Annotated in this window: 12 protein-coding genes; 4 read left to right on the plus strand and 8 right to left on the minus strand. The window is 57.4% G+C overall.

What is annotated here, in order from left to right:
• Nucleotides 1-40: 40 nt before the first annotated feature.
• Nucleotides 41-2,680, minus strand: coding sequence for a DNA topoisomerase (ATP-hydrolyzing) subunit A (gene gyrA, locus GSQ70_RS16995; RefSeq protein ID WP_158783641.1), 2,640 nt, complete (start codon nucleotides 2,678-2,680; stop codon nucleotides 41-43).
• Nucleotides 2,681-2,872: 192 nt separating this feature from the next.
• Between gyrA and ubiG the strand changes: the two genes are divergently transcribed.
• The 4 genes from ubiG to yfaE all read left to right on the plus strand — a co-directional run bounded on the left by ubiG (nucleotide 2,873) and on the right by yfaE (nucleotide 7,915).
• Nucleotides 2,873-3,598 carry a bifunctional 2-polyprenyl-6-hydroxyphenol methylase/3-demethylubiquinol 3-O-methyltransferase UbiG gene (ubiG, locus tag GSQ70_RS17000; protein WP_158783642.1) on the plus strand — a complete coding sequence of 242 codons (726 nt, stop codon included), beginning with the start codon at nucleotides 2,873-2,875 and terminating at the stop codon, nucleotides 3,596-3,598.
• A gap of 556 nt (nucleotides 3,599-4,154) precedes the next feature.
• Nucleotides 4,155-6,440 carry a class 1a ribonucleoside-diphosphate reductase subunit alpha gene (gene nrdA / locus GSQ70_RS17005; protein ID WP_158783643.1) on the plus strand — a complete coding sequence of 762 codons (2,286 nt, stop codon included), beginning with the start codon at nucleotides 4,155-4,157 and terminating at the stop codon, nucleotides 6,438-6,440.
• Nucleotides 6,441-6,522: 82 nt separating this feature from the next.
• Nucleotides 6,523-7,653 carry a class Ia ribonucleoside-diphosphate reductase subunit beta gene (gene nrdB / locus GSQ70_RS17010; protein ID WP_158783644.1) on the plus strand — a complete coding sequence of 377 codons (1,131 nt, stop codon included), beginning with the start codon at nucleotides 6,523-6,525 and terminating at the stop codon, nucleotides 7,651-7,653.
• A gap of 1 nt (nucleotide 7,654) precedes the next feature.
• Nucleotides 7,655-7,915, plus strand: a complete 261-nt coding sequence (gene yfaE, locus GSQ70_RS17015) for a class I ribonucleotide reductase maintenance protein YfaE (RefSeq protein ID WP_158783645.1) — start codon at nucleotides 7,655-7,657, stop codon at nucleotides 7,913-7,915.
• An 82-nt stretch (nucleotides 7,916-7,997) separates the two neighbouring features.
• On the opposite strand, the gene GSQ70_RS17020 is transcribed toward yfaE, so the two are convergent.
• From GSQ70_RS17020 to GSQ70_RS17050, 7 genes are all read right to left on the minus strand, one after another.
• On the minus strand, nucleotides 7,998-9,194 hold the full coding sequence (locus tag GSQ70_RS17020) for a nicotinamide mononucleotide deamidase-related protein YfaY (protein WP_158783646.1): 1,197 nt from the start codon (nucleotides 9,192-9,194) through the stop codon (nucleotides 7,998-8,000).
• Between the two features lie 82 nt (nucleotides 9,195-9,276).
• Nucleotides 9,277-10,701 carry an o-succinylbenzoate--CoA ligase gene (gene menE, locus GSQ70_RS17025; protein ID WP_158783647.1) on the minus strand — a complete coding sequence of 475 codons (1,425 nt, stop codon included), beginning with the start codon at nucleotides 10,699-10,701 and terminating at the stop codon, nucleotides 9,277-9,279.
• A 19-nt stretch (nucleotides 10,702-10,720) separates the two neighbouring features.
• The gene (menC, locus tag GSQ70_RS17030) at nucleotides 10,721-11,695 is read right to left on the minus strand and encodes an o-succinylbenzoate synthase (RefSeq protein ID WP_158783648.1); all 975 of its coding nucleotides are present in this window, start codon (nucleotides 11,693-11,695) and stop codon (nucleotides 10,721-10,723) included.
• Entirely contained in the window at nucleotides 11,695-12,552 is an 858-nt protein-coding gene (menB, locus tag GSQ70_RS17035; RefSeq protein ID WP_158783649.1) for a 1,4-dihydroxy-2-naphthoyl-CoA synthase, read from the minus strand. The genes menC and menB overlap by 1 nt, the downstream gene beginning before the upstream one ends.
• A gap of 3 nt (nucleotides 12,553-12,555) precedes the next feature.
• The gene (gene menH / locus GSQ70_RS17040; RefSeq protein ID WP_158783650.1) at nucleotides 12,556-13,326 is read right to left on the minus strand and encodes a 2-succinyl-6-hydroxy-2,4-cyclohexadiene-1-carboxylate synthase; all 771 of its coding nucleotides are present in this window, start codon (nucleotides 13,324-13,326) and stop codon (nucleotides 12,556-12,558) included.
• Entirely contained in the window at nucleotides 13,323-14,984 is a 1,662-nt protein-coding gene (gene menD / locus GSQ70_RS17045; protein ID WP_158783651.1) for a 2-succinyl-5-enolpyruvyl-6-hydroxy-3-cyclohexene-1-carboxylic-acid synthase, read from the minus strand. Before menD ends, menH begins: the two co-directional genes overlap by 4 nt.
• A gap of 74 nt (nucleotides 14,985-15,058) precedes the next feature.
• Nucleotides 15,059-16,315: an isochorismate synthase gene (locus GSQ70_RS17050; RefSeq protein WP_158783652.1), complete on the minus strand. Its 1,257-nt coding sequence runs from the start codon at nucleotides 16,313-16,315 to the stop codon at nucleotides 15,059-15,061.
• Nucleotides 16,316-16,439: the final 124 nt, after the last annotated feature.

Consider the following 16,439-nt stretch of genomic DNA (forward strand, 5'->3'; position numbering starts at 1 on the left):
GTTCAACTGAACCGGCCTTTGGCACTAAAAGCGCAGACGATTACTCGTCTTCGTCGCTCTCTGGTGCATCATCTTCATTTTCCACTTCCGGGGCGATATCGTCGTCCCCTTCCGCCACGCTGCCGTCGATAGCGTCCAGCTCTTCTTCCGCTACCGGCTCAGCAACACGCTGCAGACCGACCACGCTCTCATCTTCTGCGGTGCGAATCAGGATCACACCCTGGGTGTTACGGCCAACCACACTCACTTCAGAAACGCGGGTACGCACCAGAGTACCCGCATCAGTGATCATCATGATCTGATCGCTGTCGACAACCTGTACAGCGCCAATCACCGGTCCGTTACGCTCGGTCACTTTGATCGAGATAACGCCCTGCGTTGCACGGGACTTGGTTGGATACTCGCTGTTGTCGGTACGCTTGCCGTAGCCGTTCTGAGTCACGGTCAGGATTGCACCGTCATCACGCGGCACGATCAGCGACACAACGCGATCGCCTTCGGCCAGCTTAATACCGCGCACGCCGGAAGCAGTACGGCCCATGGCACGCACAGCCTGCTCAGCGAAGCGAACAACCTTACCGGCGGCGGAGAACAGCATAGCCTCGTCGTTACCGTTGGTAAGCGCCACGCCAATCAGCTCGTCGTCTTCACGCAGGTTGACGGCAATAATACCGGCGCTGCGTGGGCGGCTGAATTCGGTCAGCGCAGTTTTCTTCACGGTACCGCTGGCGGTAGCCATAAAGATGTTCCAGCCTTCGGCGTATTCGCGTACCGGCAGGATCGCCGTAATACGCTCGTTCGCTTCCAGCGGCAGCAGGTTGACGATTGGACGTCCACGCGCGCCACGGCTCGCTTCCGGCAGCTGATAGACCTTCATCCAGTAGAGACGGCCCCGGCTGGAGAAGCACAGGATAGTGTCGTGGGTGTTGGCCACCAGCAGGCGGTCGATAAAGTCTTCTTCTTTAATGCGTGCTGCAGATTTGCCTTTCCCACCACGACGCTGTGCTTCGTAATCAGTCAGTGGCTGATACTTCACATAGCCCTGGTGAGACAAAGTCACAACCACGTCTTCCTGGTTGATCAAATCTTCTATATTGATATCCGCGCTGTTGGCGGTGATTTCCGTGCGGCGCTCATCGCCGAACTGATCGCGGATCAGTTCCAGCTCTTCGCGGATCACTTCCATCAGACGTTCTGCGCTTTCGAGGATGTAGATCAGTTCAGCGATCTGCTCCAGCAGCTCTTTGTACTCGTCCAGCAGTTTTTCATGCTCAAGACCGGTCAGTTTCTGCAGACGCAGATCCAGAATCGCCTGTGCCTGCTGTTCAGTCAGATAGTACTGACCATCACGGATCCCGAACTCGTCTTCCAGCCACTCTGGACGCGCGGCGTTATCACCGGCACGCTCCAGCATTGAGGCAACGTTGCCCAGATCCCACGGACGGGCAACCAGGCCTGCTTTCGCTTCCGCTGGGGTTGGTGCACGGCGGATCAGTTCAATGATCGGGTCGATGTTAGCCAGGGCAATCGCCAGCGCTTCCAGGATGTGGGCACGGTCGCGAGCTTTACGCAGTTCAAAGATCGTACGGCGGGTCACCACTTCACGGCGATGACGCACGAAGGCTTCAAGAATATCCTTCAGCGGCATGATCTTCGGCTGCCCCTGATGCAGGGCAACCATGTTGATACCGAAAGAGGTCTGCAGCTGAGTGAGTGAATAGAGGTTATTCAGCACCACTTCGCCAACCGCATCGCGCTTGATCTCAATCACAATGCGCATGCCGTCTTTATCGGATTCATCACGCAGCGCGCTGATCCCTTCCAGACGCTTCTCTTTTACCAGCTCAGCCATCTTCTCAATCAGGCGAGCTTTGTTCACCTGATAAGGGATTTCGTGAATGATGATGGTTTCGCGCCCGGTTTTGGCATCGACTTCCACTTCGCCACGGGCGCGGATATAAATTTTTCCACGACCGGTACGGTAGGCTTCTTCAATGCCACGGCGGCCATTGATGATCGCCGCAGTCGGGAAGTCCGGCCCCGGGATGTGCTCCATCAGCCCTTCAATGCTGATATTCTCATCGTCGATATAGGCCAGGCAGCCGTTGATCACTTCCGTCAGGTTGTGCGGAGGGATGTTGGTTGCCATACCCACGGCAATCCCCGATGCGCCGTTAACCAGCAGGTTGGGGATTTTGGTCGGCATGACTTCCGGGATCTGCTCGGTGCCGTCGTAGTTCGGCACGTAGTCGACGGTCTCTTTTTCGAGATCCGCCAGCAGTTCATGGGCGATTTTGGACATGCGCACTTCGGTGTAACGCATTGCTGCGGCGGAGTCGCCGTCAACGGAACCGAAGTTACCCTGGCCATCGACCAGCATGTAGCGCAGCGAGAATGGCTGTGCCATACGAACAATAGTGTCGTACACCGCTGTATCACCGTGAGGGTGATATTTACCGATGACATCGCCGACAACACGGGCAGACTTTTTATAAGGTTTATTCCAGTCATTGCCCAGCACGTTCATGGCGTAGAGTACACGACGGTGTACTGGCTTAAGCCCATCGCGAACATCTGGCAATGCACGGCCAACGATGACCGACATGGCATAATCGAGGTAAGAGTTCTTTAACTCTTCTTCGATATTGACCGGTGTGATTTCTCTGGCTAGATCGCTCATTGAGCCGCTATCCCTCTACGTTATACCCGGATTCAAAGGTGCGAAAGTATATCACCTTTACTGCCCCGTGGTGAATGGAAAGCGTCGTTTTGCATGCTTTAATAGCGCCTGAACGGATCAGAAGCGGAGCACTGCCCCTTGCGGCGAGGAAAGATGTATACTCCCTGCAAACTTTCCAGGGAGTATGAGTAAATGAAAGCAGAGCAAAACGGCCCGGTGAACGTCGATCATGATGAAATTGCCAAATTCGAAGCGGTAGCTTCCCGCTGGTGGGATCTGGAAGGCGAATTCAAACCTCTGCACCGCATTAATCCTTTGCGCCTGGGTTACATTGCCCAACACAGTAATGGCCTGTTCGGTAAGAAGGTGCTGGACGTTGGCTGCGGTGGCGGCATTCTGGCGGAAAGCATGGCCCGTGAAGGGGCGGAAGTGACCGGACTGGATATGGGTGCCGAGCCGCTGCAAATTGCCCGCCTGCATGCGCTTGAGAGCGGCGTGAAAGTTGATTACGTCCAGCAGACCGTGGAAGATCATGCGGAGCAGTTCGCCGGTCAGTACGATGTGGTGACCTGCATGGAAATGCTGGAGCATGTGCCAGACCCGCGCTCCGTGGTACACGCCTGCGCCCGCCTGGTTAAGCCGGGTGGCGAAGTGTTCTTCTCAACCCTGAATCGCAACAGCAAGTCCTGGCTGATGGCCATTATCGGTGCGGAATACGTGCTGCGTATGGTTCCACGTGGCACCCACGACATTAAAAAGTTTATCCGCCCGGCAGAGCTGCTGAACTGGGTTGATGAAACTCCGCTGCGCGACCGTCATATCATTGGCCTGCACTACAACCCGCTGACCAACAAATTTAAGCTGGCCCCCGGCGTGGACGTCAACTATATGATTCACACCCACTGCCCGACTGAATAGCCAGTAGCAGAAATACTGATGCAGGCCGCTGTGCCTGCATTATTGATCCTTAGGGTAAATTCCCGGTCTTCGTCACGTAACCGTCATAAGATTCCCTTAGATTAACGCCGCTGCCAGATCCTTTTCCTCTTAGACGGCTGACGGGGTTCTGCGGCAGGATAATTTCAAACCGGAAAAAGCTAATAATTTTCCGGTAAAACGGGAGCGGTTTAACGTTCCTGAAGGGCAGTTTTTGCGCAAATAAAATCATGAATTTTTAGCGCTGAACAAGAAACCCGCGCTTGATCAAATTTCTAAAAATTTTCTCAACCCGTTGACATTGCTACAGGGCCTTGAGAAACGCGGACTTAGGAAAACAGCCCGGGTCCGATCAGCAAAATCTCGTGAAAATCAAGCCTTGTTAACCTCAGATAAATTACTAAAATACTCACCATATTGTTATCTGTACTTCCTTCACCCCCTATATATAGTGTTTATCCACAGAGTTACTCACATTTGAGTCAGTTGTGTATAAACAGGGGATACTTTCGACTTCACGGACAGGATATTACTCGACATGAATCAAAGCCTGCTTGTCACTAAACGCGATGGCCGCACTGAACGCATTAATCTGGACAAAATCCACCGCGTGCTTGACTGGGCTGCAGAGGGCCTGCAGAACGTTTCCGTTTCTCAGGTTGAACTGCGTTCTCATATCCAGTTCTATGAAGGGATCAGAACCTCTGATATCCACGAAACCATTATCAAATCCGCTGCGGACCTGATCTCCCGCGACGCACCGGATTATCAGTATATGGCTGCCCGCCTCGCCATTTTCCACCTGCGTAAAAAAGCCTACGGCCAGTTCGAGCCGCCAAAGCTGTACGATCAGGTGAAGCGTATGGTCGACCTCGGCAAATACGACAGCCATCTGCTGGAAGATTACAGCGCGGAAGAGTTCGAACAGCTGGACGGCTTTATCGACCACTGGCGCGACATGAACTTCTCTTACGCGGCGGTTAAGCAGCTGGAAGGCAAATATCTGGCGCAAAACCGCGTCAGCGGCGAAATTTACGAAAGCGCCCAGTTCCTGTACATTCTGGTCGCGGCCTGCCTGTTCTCTGGCTACCCGCGTGAGACCCGTCTGGACTACGTGAAGCGTTTCTACGATGCCATCTCCACCTTTAAAATCTCGTTGCCGACGCCAATCATGTCCGGCGTGCGTACCCCGACCCGTCAGTTCAGCTCCTGCGTGCTCATCGAGTGCGGCGACAGCCTGGATTCGATCAACGCCACTTCCAGCGCTATCGTAAAATATGTGTCTCAGCGTGCCGGTATCGGTATCAACGCCGGTCGTATCCGTGCGCTGGGCAGCCCGATCCGTGGCGGCGAAGCGTTCCATACCGGTTGTATCCCGTTCTATAAACACTTCCAGACCGCGGTGAAGTCCTGCTCTCAGGGCGGCGTGCGTGGCGGAGCAGCAACGCTGTTCTACCCGATGTGGCATCTGGAAGTGGAAAGCCTGCTGGTGCTGAAGAACAACCGTGGGGTGGAAGGCAACCGCGTTCGTCACATGGACTATGGCGTACAGATCAACAAGCTGATGTATACCCGCCTGTTGAAAGGCGAAGAGATCACCCTGTTCAGCCCGTCTGACGTACCAGGCCTGTACGATGCGTTCTTCGCCGATCAGGAAGAGTTCGAGCGTCTTTACACCAAATACGAGAAAGATGACGGCATCCGTAAGCAGCGCGTGAAGGCCGTTGACCTGTTCTCGCTGATGATGCAGGAACGCGCCTCAACCGGCCGTATCTACATCCAGAACGTCGATCACTGCAACACCCACAGCCCGTTTGACCCGACTATCGCGCCGGTTCGCCAGTCTAACCTGTGCCTGGAAATCGCGCTGCCAACCAAGCCGCTGATGGATGTGAACGACGAGAACGGTGAAATCGCTCTGTGTACGCTGTCGGCGTTCAACCTGGGCGCGATTGAAAGCCTGGACGACCTGCAGGAGCTGGCAACGCTCGCCGTTCGTGCGCTGGACGCCCTGCTGGATTACCAGGATTACCCCATTCCTGCCGCGAAGCGTGGCGCAATGGGCCGCCGTACGCTGGGTATTGGCGTGATCAACTTCGCCTACTATCTGGCGAAGCACGGCGTACGTTATTCTGACGGCAGCGCAAACAACCTGACCCACAAAACGTTTGAAGCCATTCAGTATTACCTGCTGAAAGCCTCTAACGATCTGGCGAAAGAGCAAGGCGCCTGCCCGTGGTTTAATGAAACGACCTATGCGCAGGGCATCCTGCCGATCGACACCTACAAGAAAGACCTGGATGCGATCAGCAACGAACCGCTGCATCTGGACTGGGAAACGCTGCGTGAAGAGATCAAAACGCACGGCCTGCGTAACTCCACGCTGTCTGCACTGATGCCGTCAGAAACCTCCTCGCAGATTTCTAACGCCACCAACGGCATTGAGCCACCACGCGGCCACATCAGTATCAAAGCGTCGAAAGACGGTATCCTGCGTCAGGTTGTGCCTGAGTACGAACGCCTGAAAGACAGCTACGAGTTGTTGTGGGAAATGCCAAACAACGACGGTTATCTGCAACTGGTTGGCCTGATGCAGAAATTTATCGACCAGGCGATTTCGTCCAACACTAACTACGATCCAACCCGCTTTGAGAAGGGTCGTGTGCCGATGAAGCAACTGCTGAAAGACCTGCTGACCGCCTATAAATTTGGCGTCAAAACGCTCTACTACCAGAACACCCGTGATGGCGCAGAAGACGCGCAGGATGACCTGGCCCCGTCCATTCAGGACGATGGCTGTGAAAGCGGCGCCTGCAAGATTTAACACTCGAGTGGGGGCGAAATGATTCGCCCCCAACCCTCTGTCCGGGCCAGATTCGCGGCCTGGCCTTACTGGATCACTATTCATGGCTTACACAACGTTCTCGCAGAATAAAAACAACCAGCTGGATGAACCCATGTTCTTCGGTCAGCCAGTTAACGTCGCCCGCTACGATCAGCAGAAATATGACATCTTTGAAAAGCTGATCGAGAAGCAGCTCTCCTTCTTCTGGCGACCGGAAGAAGTGGACGTTTCGCGCGATCGTATCGACTATCAGGGTCTGCCGGACCATGAGAAGCACATCTTTATCAGCAACCTGAAGTATCAGACGCTGCTGGACTCCATTCAGGGACGCAGCCCGAACGTTGCCCTGCTGCCGCTGATCTCCATTCCGGAGCTGGAAACCTGGGTTGAGACCTGGGCGTTCTCTGAAACGATCCATTCCCGCTCCTACACCCATATCATCCGCAATATCGTCAACGATCCGGCGATTGTTTTTGACGATATCGTGACAAACGAGCAGATCCTGTCGCGCGCCAAAGATATCTCTGGCTACTACGATGACCTGATTGAGATGACCAACTACTGGCATCTGCTGGGTGAAGGCACCCATCAGGTTAACGGTAAAACCGTGACTGTCAGCCTGCGCGGCCTGAAAAAACAGCTCTATATCTGCCTGATGAGCGTTAACGCGCTGGAAGCTATCCGCTTCTATGTCAGCTTCGCCTGCTCCTTCGCCTTTGCCGAGCGCGAGCTGATGGAAGGCAACGCTAAAATCATCCGTCTGATTGCCCGTGACGAAGCACTGCATCTGACCGGCACCCAGCACATGCTGAACCTGCTGCGCAGTGGTGAAGACGATCCGGAGATGGCAGAAATCGCCAGTGAGTGCCGTCAGGAGTGCTACGACCTGTTCGTGCTGGCTGCTCAGCAGGAGAAAGAGTGGGCAGATTATCTGTTCCGTGACGGCTCGATGATTGGCCTGAACAAAGACATTCTGTGGCAGTACATTGAGTACATCACCAATATCCGTATGCAGGCGGTGGGTCTGGAGCTGCCGTTCAAAACCCGCTCGAACCCAATCCCGTGGATCAACTCGTGGCTGGTCTCTGACAACGTGCAGGTCGCACCGCAGGAAGTGGAAGTGAGCTCTTACCTGGTAGGTCAGATTGACTCAGAAGTGGGTGAAAACGACTTCGACGACTTCCAGCTGTAAAATGGCAGGTTCGATCATTACGCTGCGTGCTTCCGGCACGCAGCTGCACTGCCAGGAAGAGCACCGCTCGCTGCTGGATGCGCTGGAATCCCACCGCATCCCGGTGGAATATCAGTGCCGGGAAGGCTACTGCGGCTCCTGCCGTACACGGCTACTGAAAGGGGAAGTCTGTTACGCCGCCCGGCCGCTGGCTTTCGTGCAGGATGGCGAGATCCTCCCCTGCTGCTGCACCGCTAACGGTGATATCGAAATCGAGATGTAGCGGTTCACCCGCTATAACAATCGTGCCTGCCTCACTGAAGGGGCAAGTTTATTCCCCCCTTCAGGATTGATTCGCCCGGCAATTATCCCTGCAGTGTCTCAACCACATCAATCCAGCCGTGCCCGGTTGACACTTCCATGCCGTTGAGCCAGCGGCGCAGCATATTCAGCGCCATCATCGCCACTACGTCCTGACGGGCTTTCAGCCCGTGGCGATTAATGTTGAACTTCACCTTCTGCGCCCAGCTCCCTTCCGGCGTATGCAGCGCAAAGCCCAGATGCTCATCCTGCACCCCACCGACCACCAGCACCAGACTGGCGTCTCCGTCTGCAGCCAGCTGCTGACTGCGTTTGATCAACTCCGACAGCGTTTCCGCACGGGTTGGCAGCACGTTACCCGCTTTCAGCGGCGCGTCGGCAGAGGCCAGCTGCCACTGCAGCAGTCCGGCAGTAAATTGCTCACTGACCGCCAGGCTGTACCCCTTCTCCTTCAGGCGGCGTGAAATCTGGGCTGGCAGCCCTTCCGTTCCCTCAAAAATGGTACTTTCACCGGCGATTTCGCGTACCTGCTGCCAGAACTGCTCCATCTCACGCCGCCGTGAAGCCGGACCGTTCAGCTTGAGTTCAATAATCGGCATTGAGGCCCGGTAGCCCATTACCACGCCTTCCGGCAGCGGCAGCGGTTCAATTTCGGAAGCCAGATCGCTCTCGCCACGGCCAAAGGTGGTCATGCGCAGGCAGACTGGCGGCTCAGGCAGGGAGAAGCGGGTCTTCAGGCGCGGCAGGATTTGCTGCTCAACCATCACTTTATATTCGGAGGGAACGCCAGGCGTGAAGAAAATCCAGCAGCGGTTCAGTTCGATGGCGAAACCGCAGGCTGTGCCGACCGGGTTATCCAGCATTTCGGCACCAGCCGGGATTTCAGCTTGTTTACGGTTGCTGTCCGCCATTTTGCGGCCGCGTCCGGCGAAGAAGGCTTCCATTTTCGCCAGCCACTCTTCGTGCAGCACCAGGCCCACCCCCGCAGCTTTTGCCGCAGCCAGCGCGCTCAAATCATCGCTGGTCGGGCCGAGGCCGCCGTTCACAATCAGCACATCCGCCACTTTGCTGCGTTCGGTCAGCACATTAACCAGTTCGGCCAGATTATCTCCCACCGTCTGGCGACTGGCCATTGGCAGACCGTTCTGGAACAGTACCTCAGCCAGCCAGGCCGCATTGGTATCGACAATTTGTCCATGCAGCACTTCATCGCCGGTGGCGAGCATTTCCACTCTTATCATTTTGTTCTCCGGATCGGTCAGGTTTGTTAACTGTATGAAGCCAACCCGGGAAACACAATGTCATTTTTTGCTCGTCGTGCGTTTAGTCCGCTTCCTGCCTGGCCACCCACTCCACCAGCCGCTGCCGCGAGATTTTGATCCCGCCACTGTTCAGCTCCGGCAGTACGTACCATCTTACCGGCCGCTGAAAGCCCGCAAGCAGGGTTTTTGACCACGCTTCCAGCTCCGGTAACGTCACCTCAGCTTTCAGGGTGACCAGCGCCACCGGGCGATGACCGAACTCCTCATCCGCTTTTGGCACAATAAATATCTGCTCCACCGCCGGATGGGTCAGCAGCACGGCCTCAACCTGCTCCGGCTGGATGCCTTCCCCGGCAGAGAAAAACTGATTGTCCAGCCGCCCGGTCAGATGCAGGCCATCATCATCAAGGTAACCACCATCGCGGGTGGTGAACCAGCCGCCGTTGCCGGCCAGTGACAGCAGATACCCCTGTCGCCAGTAGCCACACGCCAGCGCGGGAGACCGAATCTGCACTTCGCCCTCCACCACACGAACCTGCTGCCCGGCCAGAGGCTGGCCGACACCGTTGCAGCTATCGGCTCTTTTGGCCGTCACGGTGGAAGCCGTTTCGGTCATGCCATAACCACACCAGCAGGCGATCCCTGCGGCCTCTGCCTGCTGCGTTAACGTCTCGGGGATCGCTGCGCCGCCCAGCAATACGTTATGCAGATTCTCCGGCAACCGTGGCTGCTGCAACAGCCGCCAGAGTTGAGTGGGCACCAGAGAAGCAAAGGTCGACAGATCCAGCGCCTGATGCAGCGGCGCGTCGCCGGGTAGCACCAGGTTTGCCCCTGCCAGCAGCCAGCGCCAGATAATCCCCTGCCCTGACACGTGACACAGTGGCAGGGAGAGCAGCCAGCCGTCTTCAGCGGTGAAATTCATTGTCGTCACCACACCATAAGCGCTGGCAAGATGCGCCCGGAAAGTGTGTGCAGCGGCTTTTGGCAGGCCACCCGAGCCTGAAGTGAGCGTCAGCGTCGCCAGCGCCTCCGGCTCCCAGTTTCGATCTGCCCGGCCTTTCTGATACTGCATACTCAGGGCCGGAATTCCGGCCGGGCTATCGCCCGTCAGCGTCAGGGCAAAATCGATATTCAGCACGGGTAAAAGAGTGGCGGTCTGCGACTCAGGAAGACGGGGGTTAAGCGGTAGCAGACGCGCGCCACACTGCAATAATGCCATGTAGGCCAGAAGAGCCTGTTCACTGTTACCGGCCTTCATTACCACACCACAGCCGGTATGCACTCCCTGACTGATAAACCCCATCGCCAGTTCATCAATCTGCTGCGCCAGCTGCGACCAGTTCAGGTTGTGACAACCCTCAGCCACGGCAATCTTCTGTGGCCGGAAGCGCGCCCAGTGCCGCCATGGCCAGTCGCTGAAACGGACGGCCCCTTCAACTGCCGGCCCTGTCGCCTGCCGTATTCCGGTCAACTTTGAGAGGGCCATAACGCCTCCTGCATTTCAGTCAGCTCCAGCGTTGCCATACTGCCTCCAGCTCTCCGGCAGGGATCAGCGCTAGCGAACAACCCGGCCAGCTGCGCTCCAGCTGGTGCTGCATCAGACCCAGCGTATCCAGTCCGGGCAGGGAAGAAGGCGTCAGCCAGGCGGCAATACGCGCCAGCTGGGTCAACCCGAGACTGGATTCCACTGAGGAGCTGATAACCGCTGAAATGCCAGCCTGTTCTGCCTGTGCCAATAGCGCCCGGATTCTGGTCAGGCTGCCGGTCAGCATCGGTTTGATCACTATCGTGCGCAAAAAAGGTTCAGCGACCGGCCGATAATTCTCCTCACGCACGCTTTCGTCCCAGGCAAGCGCAATCCGGGTTTGCCGCGCAAACTCCCGCGACTCCTGTGGCGTGCGGCAAGGCTCTTCCAGAAAGGCAATACGCGGGCGCAGCTCAATGGAAACAAAGCGGGCGAACTGCAGGGCTTTCTCCAGGCTCCACTGGCGATTGGCATCCAGTCGCAGAGTCAGATCTGGCAGCGCTTCCAGCAGCAGATTGACCATCATGCCGTCGCGCACCGGTTCATACCTCCCCACTTTCATTTTCGCCACCGGCCGGGTCTGTTCGTGCAGACGGTTGAACAGTTCATCCGGATCGCCCGTGCACAGCATGGCGCTGTCATAATTCCCGGCGGAAGGCAGCTCTCCGGCCAGTTCAGCCAGTGCGCAGCTCAGCCCGAATGCCACCGAGGGCAACTGGCTCTCTGCTGGCTGCTCACCCTGACACCAACTCTCCAGCCAGCCAGCTGCCGCGAACTGGGCCTCAGACTGCGTTTCCGCACTGAAGCCAGGCAGAGGGGCAATTTCCCCCCAGCCTTCACGATGACTCTCCGTCAGCCTGACCAGCAGCCCATTGCGCGCTTTTACCCGCCGGTCACGCAGTACGGTCCCCGACTCCAGCGGGATGCTGTATGAAAATAACGTTGCGCCACGCATTACGGATTACGCTTGAATTTGCTGAAGTCTGGCTGGCGCTTCTGGTTAAACGCATTGCGTCCTTCCTGCCCTTCTTCGGTCATATAGAACAGCATGGTGGCATTGCCCGCCAGCTCCTGCAGACCGGCCTGACCGTCACAGTCGGCATTCAGCGCCGCTTTCAGACAGCGCAGCGCCATCGGGCTGTTTTGCAGCATCTCGCGGCACCAGCGCACCGTTTCTCTTTCCAGTTCGGCCAGCGGCACTACGCTGTTAACCAGTCCCATCTCCAGCGCCTGCTGCGCGTTGTACATGCGGCACAGGAACCAGATTTCACGCGCCTTTTTCTGGCCGACGATGCGTGCCATATAAGCTGCTCCCCAGCCGCCGTCAAAAGAACCCACCTTTGGCCCGGTCTGGCCGAACTGCGCGTTATCGGCGGCGATGGTCAGGTCACACATCATATGCAACACATGACCGCCGCCCACGGCATAGCCTGCCACCATCGCCACCACCGGCTTGGGACAGGTGCGGATCTGACGCTGAAAATCCAGCACGTTGAGATGATGAACGCCGGATTCATCCCGGTAACCGCCGTAATCGCCGCGAATTTTCTGGTCGCCACCGGCGCAGAATGCCTTCTCGCCTTCGCCGGTCAGCACTATCACGCCAATCTGCTCGTCGTTGCGGGCATCGCTCAGCGCCAGCAGCATCTCCTTCACCGTCTGCGGGCGGAAGGCGTTACGGACTTCAGGCCGGTTAATGGTGATGCGGGCAATGCCGTCAGCCGATTTGTCAAAGCGGATGTCGCTGAAACCGGTGCCACAGTCGCGCCATTCCACTGGGGCATACAGCATCTCTTCATCGGGGTAAATCATAATTTAACTCCTTAAATAACTGAGCCTGCGCGCCAGCAAAGCGGCACAGGCCTGGGGATTAGCCCTGTGAGCGTTATGGCCCGCGGCGGGAACAGAATCAAATGGTAGAGAGGCCTGCTGCGCCAGCAAACGGAATTTGCTGTCGTGCTCCCCGCACAGGATGTGCAGGTGTTTCAGGGACTGAAGCTCGGGCAATAAATTGGGCTGGCGGCCAAGAGAGGTTGCCAGCAGCATACTGGCGAGGGCCTGAGGATGGTTGTTGCTGCGCAGGAGGATCAGTTGTCGTCGCTGCTCCTCAGTGAGATCGGCAAACACCGGCTGGCGATACCATTCGTCCAGCGTATGACCGAGGGGCTGCATGCGAAATTTTTCCGCCCAGCATTGATCATTGGCCAGTCTCTTGCGGCGGGCCGTTGCCGACTCAAGGCCGTAATGGGCGCCTTCCACAATCACGCCCTGCAGCCCTGATGCTGCATGGCGGCAGGCATAAAACATCGCGATCCGGCCGCCCAGCGAATAGCCAATCAGCCAGTAGCGCTGCACCTGATGGCTGTGCAGCGTGGCAGTCAGCAATGCAGAAAGCGGGTCGAAACCGACGACCTGCTGACCACACGAACCGCCGTGGCCCGGCAGATCGATGCTCAGTTGCGGCCAGTCACCGAGGCGGGCCTGTACAGGCTGCCAGTCATCTCCGCTGCCCAGAAAGCCGTGCAGCCAGACCAGAACGGGTCGTTCTGCGTGATGTGAACCCTGCCAGCGCGCGTGAAGGATCATTGCGATTTCCCCACTGAGACCAGGCTTCGTGCGCCCTCATCCTGATCGACACGCAGTTCAATCAGCGTTGTCCCTCCGCTGTGCCATCCCTGTCCGACAGCGTTGCTGAGTGCAGCCCAGCTTTGCGGCTGATGATAATGCAGTCCGAACATCTCTGCGGCCGGAGCAAAACTAACGTGCTGAGGCATAGCAAAAAAGCGCTCCCGCTCTGCCTCCGGGGTTGGCAACATACTGAAAATCTGCCCGCCATTATTATTGACCACCACCAGCACCAGCGGCGCCGTCACCTGCCTCAGCAGGGCCAGACTGTTAAGGTCATACAGCGCGGAGAGATCGCCCACCACCATCAGCAGCGGCTTCGCACTCCCCCGCTGCACGCCTGCCGCCGTGGCAATCAGCCCGTCAATACCGCTGGCACCGCGGCTGGCGTAAACCGGATAACCGGCGGGCAGTCTGGCGAAAGCATCCACCAGCCGCACGGTCAGACTGTTGCCCAGAAACACACAGCCATTCTCTGGCAACAATTGCGGTAGCCTTGCAGCCAGCTGCGCCTCGCCAAAATGGCTTAGCCTGTGCGTTTGTGCGCTGAAGGTCTCTTCTGCCAGCTCCCGCAGCAAAGGGCACCAGGCCGGTCGGCTGATGGCAGGATGGGCTGCCAGCCACTCACCGATATCGGCCACTATCCGGCTGCTGCGATGATGTTCAGGGTCACGAAGGCCTGTCATCGGTTCGATTAACCAGTACGCTTCAGGCTGATGTGCCGCCAGCCAGGCATTAAGGTGCTTGCCGGTGAGATGGCTGCCAAACTGCACCACCAGTTGAGCCTGGTGTAGCGTCTCCCGTGCGGCAGGCTGGAGCAACCACAGTTCAGCACAGGGGAAAGGATTGCCCGTTTGTGACTGCACGTCAGCGATCAGCGGCCAGCCCAGCTCAGCGGCCCATTTCGCCACCGCCGCGCCTTCTTTCGCCGTGACTTTACCTACGATCACCAGGCCGTTTCTTTGCCGCCATTCGGGCCAGCGGGCCTGCACGGCTACCGGTGCTGAAGCCGCCATCTCAGTCCAGGGCCGGTCATCCTGCCACCAGCTTCCCAACTGTTCATGCCAGGCCTGAAAAGCAGCAGGATCGCCGCCGTACAGAGGTTCTGCGAACGGGCAATTGATGTGCACGGCACCCGCAGGATGCTGTTGCAGCAGCGCATCAACCACCGAAACCAGCCAGCGGGCGACAATGTCAGGAGAAGGAGTGGGAAGATTGAGCGCGCCGCTGACGTGATGGCCAAACAGCCCCGGCTGTTCAATGGCCTGATTAGCGCCACAATCGATCAACTGCTGCGGGCGATCGGCACTCAGGACAATCAGCCGCTCGCCGGTCAGGCGGGCTTCAATTACCGCAGGATAGAGGTTGGCCACGGCCGTGCCAGAAGTGACGATAATCGCCACTGGCTGCCGGGTGGCCTTTGCCAGCCCCAGCGCCAGATGACCAAGGCCGCGCTCGTCAAAATGGGTGTGGCAGAGAAATTTAGCATTGTCCGCCGCCGCCAGCGTCAGCGGGGCCGAACGGGAACCCGGCGCGATGCAGAGATGACGAACGCCGTGCCGCGTTAAGGCTTCAAGGATCACGGCTGCCCAGCGGCGGTTGAAGATACTGTGTGACATAACCCACTCCAGATCAAACGAGCAGGCAGCAGTATAAAAGTGCCATCAGCGTCCCATCTTGATTCAGGACAGTATCAATGCGCTTTCCAGCCAACCAAAGCCCCGAGAGAGGCCGCTTTCTGGTTTATCTCCCGCCACTCCAGCGCGGGTTCAGAACCGGCAACAATCCCGGCACCGGCATACAGCCGGACGGTTTCTCCGGTCACCCACGCTGAACGAAGCGCAACGCTGAATTCACTCTCCGTCGCCGACAGGTAGCCGACAGATCCGGCATACCATTCGCGGCTGAATGACTCGTGCCGGGCAATAAACTGGCGTGCGGGCTGACGGGGCAGTCCCGCTACTGCCACCGTTGGCTGCAGCTGTTGCAGGCATAGCAAGTCGTCAGGCTGAAGCAGACGGCATTGCAACCTGCGCCGGAGATGCTGAACTTTCCGCAGCCGCACCACTTCCACAGGAGAAACGACAACGTCATTCGCCACCGGCTGCAGTCGCTGACAGATATCCTCCACCACCATCTCATTTTCACGGCGATTTTTTTCATCCCTCAGCAAAGCCTCTGCCAGCTGCCGCGCCTGGTCGGGATCCGTCGCACTTTCACAGGTCCCGGCCAGAGCCTCGCTGCTCAGAGCACGCTGCTGACGGCGGTACAACCGTTCCGGGCTGGAACCGGTAAAAGCCTGCTCAGCATTGAACGCCAGCAAAAAGTGGTAACAGTGATGATTAATTTGCTGGCTGGCTGCCAGCAGCGAGGCCGCAGAAACCGGCGAGTTAAAACGTAAATCCGTGGCGCGGGCCAGCACCACTTTTTCCATCTCATCCTGCTGAATAGCTTTTAGTGCCAGAGTAACCATCCGCGACCACTGATCCTGCTCAGGAAAATGGCTGACGTTTTGCGGCGCGACGGGGAGTGGGCTGAGCGGACGGACAGGCTGAAGCCGATCGAGAAACTGCAGGGCCAGCTGAACATCGTTATTCAGGAACAGTAGCAATTCATTGCCGCGCCACAGCAACCGGGGAAGAAAAAGATAGCAGCCATCCAGCCCAAAGCGCGTTGCCCCCAGCAGGCACCCTTGCGCCGGAAGATCTTTTATCAGTCTGCTGGCCGTTTCCGGCGTGTCACACCGCTGAATTTCTCCTAAGCCCAGCAACGGGGTTTGGCCTTCGCGCGGTTGCCAGTAAAACTGTGGCCAGATCGGCTGCGCAGCCAGCCACGGTAGTCCATTTTCTTTAGCGGTCAGCAGGGTTGTAAGACAAGTCAAACCCGACAGCGGCTGAGTCAGGGAGAGGAGCTGCTGTCGCAGCCGGTGAAGCGCGGAAGTGAGATCCACAAGAAGAGTACCGTTCAGCGTAGAATGGGTTTATTTTACGTCGCAGCCCACCGCCCATATTGATCTGGCTCCCTGCAATGAAAAACGGGCGCCCGAAGGACGCCCGTTTACAGCTACCGCAGAG

The organism is Pantoea sp. BAV 3049 (assembly GCF_009765445.1).
Lineage (GTDB): Bacteria > Pseudomonadota > Gammaproteobacteria > Enterobacterales > Enterobacteriaceae > Erwinia.

Coding starts and splice junctions, on each gene's coding strand:
- GSQ70_RS17020 (WP_158783646.1), bottom strand. CDS start 9,194: ATGATAAGAGTGGAAATGCTCGCCACCGGCGATGAAGTGCTGCATGGA.
- nrdA (WP_158783643.1), top strand. CDS start 4,155: ATGAATCAAAGCCTGCTTGTCACTAAACGCGATGGCCGCACTGAACGC.
- menE (WP_158783647.1), bottom strand. CDS start 10,701: ATGGCCCTCTCAAAGTTGACCGGAATACGGCAGGCGACAGGGCCGGCA.
- menH (WP_158783650.1), bottom strand. CDS start 13,326: ATGATCCTTCACGCGCGCTGGCAGGGTTCACATCACGCAGAACGACCC.
- nrdB (WP_158783644.1), top strand. CDS start 6,523: ATGGCTTACACAACGTTCTCGCAGAATAAAAACAACCAGCTGGATGAA.
- gyrA (WP_158783641.1), bottom strand. CDS start 2,680: ATGAGCGATCTAGCCAGAGAAATCACACCGGTCAATATCGAAGAAGAG.
- yfaE (WP_158783645.1), top strand. CDS start 7,655: ATGGCAGGTTCGATCATTACGCTGCGTGCTTCCGGCACGCAGCTGCAC.
- ubiG (WP_158783642.1), top strand. CDS start 2,873: ATGAAAGCAGAGCAAAACGGCCCGGTGAACGTCGATCATGATGAAATT.
- menB (WP_158783649.1), bottom strand. CDS start 12,552: ATGATTTACCCCGATGAAGAGATGCTGTATGCCCCAGTGGAATGGCGC.
- menD (WP_158783651.1), bottom strand. CDS start 14,984: ATGTCACACAGTATCTTCAACCGCCGCTGGGCAGCCGTGATCCTTGAA.
- menC (WP_158783648.1), bottom strand. CDS start 11,695: ATGCGTGGCGCAACGTTATTTTCATACAGCATCCCGCTGGAGTCGGGG.